Source organism: Ohtaekwangia kribbensis (assembly GCF_042676245.1).
Taxonomy (GTDB): Bacteria; Bacteroidota; Bacteroidia; order Cytophagales; family Cyclobacteriaceae; genus Ohtaekwangia; species Ohtaekwangia kribbensis.
Genome location: NZ_JBHTKA010000011.1, coordinates 1 through 598, shown reverse-complemented (window position 1 = coordinate 598; position 598 = coordinate 1). Strand labels below are relative to the sequence as shown.

Below are 598 nucleotides of genomic sequence, written 5' to 3'. Positions count from 1 at the left end.
CCACTGATACGTTACACCCGTTGTTACTCCTGCGTTTACACTGAAGGTTACACTCTGTCCCACGCAAACGGTTTGGTTGGATGGGCCGGTGATGATTTCTGGTTGTTCGCGAATGGTTAGTACAGATGCACTGCTCGTTACTGATGGAGAGCAAGTACCACTCACCACAACGGTATAAGTACCTGCACTTGACGTTGATGTTGTCGGTATACTATACGTGCTTGCATTCGCTCCGGATATATCTACTCCGTTCTTCTTCCATTGATACGTTAAGCTTGTACCGGTAGCCGTTACACTGAAGTTAGCCACACTGCCTTCACATATAGCCTGACTTGCTACAGGCTGTGCTGTGATCGTGGGTAAAGCATTGATCGTTAATGTAGCGGCTGAACTTGTTACTGCAGGAGTACAGGTTCCACTTACAATAACATCATAACTTCCTGCGTCACCGACTACAGTAGTTGCTATGGTATAGCTGCTGCTGTTGGCTCCGGAGATGTTGCTTCCTCCCTTTCTCCACTGATACGTTACACCCGTTGTTACTCCTGCGTTTACACTGAAGGTTACACTCTGTCCCACGCAAACGGTTTGGTTGGAT

1 protein-coding gene is annotated in these 598 nt (G+C 47.7%); it reads right to left on the bottom strand.

Annotation, left to right across the window (positions count from 1 at the left end; translation table 11 throughout):
* A partial coding sequence (locus ACFQ21_RS25180) for an immunoglobulin domain-containing protein (RefSeq protein WP_377584087.1) occupies nt 1-579 on the bottom strand: 579 nt, incomplete at its 3' end.
* Between the last annotated feature and the right edge of the window lie 19 nt (nt 580-598).